The sequence below is a fragment of the Candidatus Jidaibacter acanthamoeba genome, assembly GCF_000815465.1.
Lineage (GTDB): Bacteria > Pseudomonadota > Alphaproteobacteria > Rickettsiales > Midichloriaceae > Jidaibacter > Jidaibacter acanthamoebae.
On the sequence record NZ_JSWE01000116.1, the window covers coordinates 1 to 5,283 of the forward strand.

Here is a 5,283-nt window from a genome sequence, read left to right on the forward strand (position 1 = left end):
ACTAAATACAACTCACAAATGTTATATACTTGACTCCATACACGGTATCACTACCCTTTTAAGCGTATTTTTAAAACTAAAAGTGAGGTGAAAAGTGCTATATTTGAATACATAGAAGCTTTCTATAATGGAAAACGTAGACATTCTACTTTAAATTATTGCTCTCCTAACGTTTTTGAGCAATATTACTACAAAGTTGCTTAACTACCTCTCCACTATAACGGGATAAGATCACCCAAACACTTTGCACATTTCTCTTATACTATATTTGTGCGCCTCCCTCTCTATAAATGCATATTTTACTTTAGCGGATCGGCAAAATATGCTAGCGTCTTTTTTAATATGTCTCTCTCCCTCTTTACTCTCTCCAGCTCCTTCTGTAATCCTTTTAATTTTGCTTCTTCAGGATTAAGCTGCCCTTTGCTGGGAAATGCTATATCTTTATCTCCTTTATTGCTTAGTACCTGCTTCCATTTAGCTATGGTACTTTTACTGATCCCTAGACCCTCCGCTGCTTGACTGAGGCTATATCCTTCTTCAGTTACTAGCTTTATTGCTTCTACTTTAAATTCTTTTGTATAATTCCTTCTTCTTTCTTTTCTCTGATTAGTTATTTCTTTTTTATCAGAGTTCCTTTCCTCCTTCTCTACTTTTTCGGGATAACATCACTTCTTGTTATTTATACTTTATTGAAGCATGAGTGTAGAAGATAATTTATTCAATACTCGAGAAGCAAAAGTATCTTGATTAAATATCTTGAGATGCTCTTCGGGAATATAAGCTTTAAGTAATGCATCAGTCTTATCGTTAAACACTACTAAATTCAAATGTGCAATCGATGTACAGAATAGTAACGGGAAATAACCAATATTGAATATGGCAGTAGTAGCTATAAAGAAAGCTGTAGTAGAACCAAGTTTTATTATATTCTCCCCTAGCTGATTAATATCAATACTACTTTTGAAATCTTGTTCTACTGCTTGAGCAAGCGGGTTACTGTAATCATCAAAATTTGCAGAATATCTGTCGCGAAAACTCTTCAAGCATTCGTCAATGTTTTTGGCAGATCGGTAGACGTTTAAAGCTCCGAGAATTATTGTACCAACTGCAAGTGCAGGATATAAATAAGTTGTAGAGTAAGAACTTAGTAACTCAGATGAAATTATTCCAAGGTTGTTAACTTCAAGTAAAGCTAAAGCTGCAAAACTCAGATGGCTTGCATTCTTAAGGCTAATAATATTATTTCTCATTTTAAAAATTAATTAGTTGATTTAAGCAAATTATATATAATAAAAATGAATATATCAAATAAAATGCTGTTAAATATTTGTTAAATCTAATATACCAACCTTTTTATGGTGGCTGTTTATGAGTCGGGTTTGAAATGATTTGGGGGAATGATTTGAACCTGAATAAGGGTGTCAAATGTTCTGATGCGGCAGTAGAAATGCTAAAATGTAGAAGCTTTCTATAATGTAGACATTCTACTTTAAATTATTGCTCTCCTAACGTTTTTGAGCAATATTACTACAAAGTTGCTTAACTACCTCTCCACTATAACGGGATAAGATCAATAGTGTATTTAAATTTGAGTATACAAAGTTAAAAAAATGAAAAAATGCAATGTGCAAATATTTTTAATAGGTTATTTGCCTTTATAGGGGATGTAACATGTGTTACAGTCCTTATAAAAAATATATTAACACCTTTAGTAGCATATATCATGCCTAAGATGAGCCATCTTCAGTATAAAAAATTATGGTAGCATATGAGAAAAAAAGTTACTACCCATATAAAAAAATCTAACCGATCAAATAATATAATTACATATGAAATAGAAAAGGGACAGGAAGAAAAAATTTATAGGGTTAATGAAGAAATAGCAACATTGTTAACTATTGATTTTTCAATGGCAAATTCTAATTTGAAAAATAGTTTCAAAGAAGCTTTATCTGAGCTTAATGCATTTACTCAAGATAAAATTCGGTTGCCTCAAAAAATTGGTTTATCTGAAGAAGAAAATACTAAGTTCGATTTATACCGTTTAGAATACATTAGCCAAGCTCTTAATATACTTATAAAATATTTTGGTGAAGGTAAAAGCTTATTTAAATCAGGTTACAAACCAATATCTATTAGCATAGATGAAGGTATTTACCTTAACTATAGCAGGACTATTTTATATAATATCACTAAAACTATAGATAGTCTTTCAGGCCGGTGCCGAGGAGAGTATGAATTTTTACTAGCTTCTGGCTCGAGGTGGAAAGCATTAGAGGCTTTAGGTGGTTTAATGGTTCCTAAATCTGGACAAGATTTCATTTTAAATTTATTTGAGTATGACAAACTTACTGAAGAAATAAAAGCATCCCTTTATGCTGAAATAAAATTTAGCGATCGAATAATAGAAGCAGCTATTCCAGATATTATTAATAATGACTTACCAAAATTAAGAAAAGTAATAAATAATATATACTTATTAACAAAACAAGGAAAAAGCATTTGTTTAAAAGAAGTAACTTCTGTTGAACTTCCTGCCATAAAAGCCTTAACTCTAAGAATTACTGATACTTTCACTTTAATGAAATTATTACAACATTGTCTAAGTCATTTTCAAGAAATTCAGAAAAAAACATTAGTTAATGCAATGAAGTTACCATCATTTAGCCTTAGCTCCATGAATAAAAGCCAAATTAAAGAATCTTCAATTGATAATAATGATACCTATATAAACTTATCCACTAAGCAGGGTCTGCATGCTGCCCTACGAAGACTACAAAAAATAGGAGAATTACTTACAAATAAAAATCTCTCATCACAATTAAAGCAATTAGATCCCTTAACAGATTGGGATGCTTTTATAAACATTAGGAATAGTATTACTCACCAATATAAGGAAGATTTAAAAGCAAGGATAAATAACAAGCTATTAAAAGATAGCGAGTTCTTTGAAAGTATATTAACTATAGAGATGGAAGAGCTTTATATAAGAATTATTAATCTTATAGTTATTAGAGCTCAACAGTTTCCAAAATGCTCCCCTTTTAATCCTATGGAATTTTGGAATAACCTTTATCATTATAAAAATAATAATTTAAATCAATATGATACAAGTATATCTAAAGAAGATAGAAACATATTTTTAAAAACCCTTTTAGATACTAATGCTCCTTTTGAAATTAGAAAAGAATGGATCAATATATTTATCAATATATCCGCAGGGAGATATACAAAAGAGCCTAATAGAATTTACTTAAAGTACTTGCTAATCTCACGTAATAATGAGCCCTTATATCTTCAATGTAAACAAATAGCTGAAAAGGTCATAAACTTAATTCGTGAGAATACTTCTAAAACAAAAATAAAAAAAACTAAAATTGATGATTCTAAAGAAGCAATTGTAAAACGCAAAGAGATTAAAAGAGAAAAAAAAGAGCATGATCGTATTAGTAAATTGCAAGGATTAGATGTAATAAGAAAATTATCATTGGAATTGATGTGGAGTTCAGAAAAATCCCTATTAAGCAGAGAGCAACATATTGATTCTGCTGTAGAGGCAATAACTAATATTAAAGAATTTATTGAACAAAACGATTTTATTGCAACAAATTTTCATTATGAAGATTTCAACGCATGGGTAGAAGCATTGGGTCAGGAAAATATTGAATTATTTATTGAGAAATATTATATTTTATTAAGATTAAACCCTGAATTGTCTGATGCTATAGAATATAATGCAGGACAACTATTAAAATTCTTAGAACAAATAAAAGATTATCCAGAAGTTAAGTGTTATGAATATCTATTTAAGAGATTTGATCTGCTAAGGCGCACAAGGAACTATATCGAACATGGTAACTTTCTACAAGATAACCCACCTAGAGTTCCTGATAAGTACCCTCTTACTCATACTAGACAGTATGAGATTGGTATGATTATGTTAGTACTAATTTTTGAATTATTACCTGCATTAAAATTAATAAAAGAACAAGTCGCCATAAATTCTCAAGTACCTGAAGAAACCCTTCATTTAATAAATAATGATGAGCCAACTCCTACCTTACATATACAGGATAAAGATCAATCACCTTTACATATGGCACAATCTACTCTTAACTTACAGAGCCAATACTTAAAAATATTTGAATATAACGTTATTCATAATGGAACATTAGAGCAAAAGGTAGATAATAGTTTTTTTTTAGTAGGGGGCTTAAATAAGCTTGCACCAAAGATATTTTATAATGTTGCTAAGCTAATTAACATTATTACTCCATTATCACAATCCATAAGAAGAGGAATAGAGCAACATCCTCCGTTTAATATTAAGAAAGAAGATGATTACTTTTCTTACCTGTCTTCGGAACTAATGACACGTATTATTATGTATTTGCCGGAAAGTAATAGTTTTCATCACGTGAATATTGAAAGTTTATTGGAAAATCTAAAAGAGGTTAGAATACCGAATAGAAACCATGTAAATGAATTATTAAAGTCAAAGCCTGCTTTTGAGAATGGTATGTAGTTAAAAACTAAATACAACCCCCAATTGTTATATACTTGCCTCCATACATGGTATCACTACCATTCTTTTCAGGATCTTGACAAAGCCTTCCTTCTTCATGATGATGCCAGGTATAATTATTAGGTGTGTCTTTAAATCCTGCTGCTAAGTTTGCCTGAGGTCGCAGCCCCTCAAGCCTTTTCATCATAGAACACAACCTCTCCATCCTGATATTCGCCTACTGGCTTTACATCTATACATATGTCAAAATCGGCTGCTTGAGTTTTAATAAAATCTGCAAATTCCTCTCCGCTAATTGATCCAAACCATTGCCACATTTGCCTGTTTAAACTCACAATCATTTCTTTATTCATCTTGTTCAGCTTTATATACTCTTCAGTGCATTGCGGCAGAAGACCATCAAAATCCTCCAAAGTTATATCTTCACTCATATACTGTTCTACTTTTCTGATCATCTCTTTTAGATGGTCAACAACACAGAGATAATATATGCACTTAATCAGTTCTTCTTGATTGAATTCATGATAATTCAAATAATCAGGGCAATTAATATCTACCTCGTTATCGCAGTACACTTCATTAATAACATTTTCTTTAAATTCTATAGCCTGGCCTTTAATAAATCCTATTTTTTCTTCTTCTGGTTCTGCCGTTACTCTCCAATGTACTTTATCATATAGGTCGCTTATCATCATGCGATTTAAGGGGCCAAGATTCAATTGCTCACCTGTGAGTGCTGGTAGCATGTTATCATGTAA

The 5,283-nt window shown here is 31.0% G+C and carries 6 protein-coding genes; 2 read left to right on the forward strand and 4 right to left on the reverse strand.

Annotated elements, in window-relative coordinates:
- The first annotated feature begins 66 nt into the window (after positions 1-66).
- A complete protein-coding gene (locus NF27_RS11810) occupies positions 67-204 on the forward strand; it encodes an IS3 family transposase (protein ID WP_084212820.1) in 138 nt (45 codons plus the stop codon).
- 95 nt (positions 205-299) lie between these two features.
- Here the strand turns inward: NF27_RS11810 and NF27_RS13295 are convergent, their stop codons facing one another.
- Together NF27_RS13295 and NF27_RS05485 are read right to left on the reverse strand one after the other, a co-directional pair.
- Positions 300-614: a transposase gene (locus NF27_RS13295; protein WP_039456802.1), complete on the reverse strand. Its 315-nt coding sequence runs from the start codon at positions 612-614 to the stop codon at positions 300-302.
- A gap of 72 nt (positions 615-686) precedes the next feature.
- Positions 687-1,250: a hypothetical protein gene (locus NF27_RS05485; protein ID WP_039456793.1), complete on the reverse strand. Its 564-nt coding sequence runs from the start codon at positions 1,248-1,250 to the stop codon at positions 687-689.
- Positions 1,251-1,768: 518 nt separating this feature from the next.
- On the opposite strand from NF27_RS05485, the gene NF27_RS05490 reads away from it, so the two are divergent.
- Complete coding sequence (locus tag NF27_RS05490) at positions 1,769-4,525, forward strand: ribonuclease HepT family protein (RefSeq protein ID WP_039456795.1); 2,757 nt, start codon at positions 1,769-1,771, stop codon at positions 4,523-4,525.
- 7 nt (positions 4,526-4,532) lie between these two features.
- On the opposite strand, the gene NF27_RS05495 is transcribed toward NF27_RS05490, so the two are convergent.
- Together NF27_RS05495 and NF27_RS12450 are read right to left on the reverse strand one after the other, a co-directional pair.
- Entirely contained in the window at positions 4,533-4,709 is a 177-nt protein-coding gene (locus NF27_RS05495; protein WP_161791813.1) for an HNH endonuclease, read from the reverse strand.
- On the reverse strand, positions 4,696-5,283 hold a 588-nt coding region (locus NF27_RS12450), incomplete at its 5' end, for a hypothetical protein (RefSeq protein WP_161791814.1). The genes NF27_RS05495 and NF27_RS12450, both read right to left, overlap by 14 nt.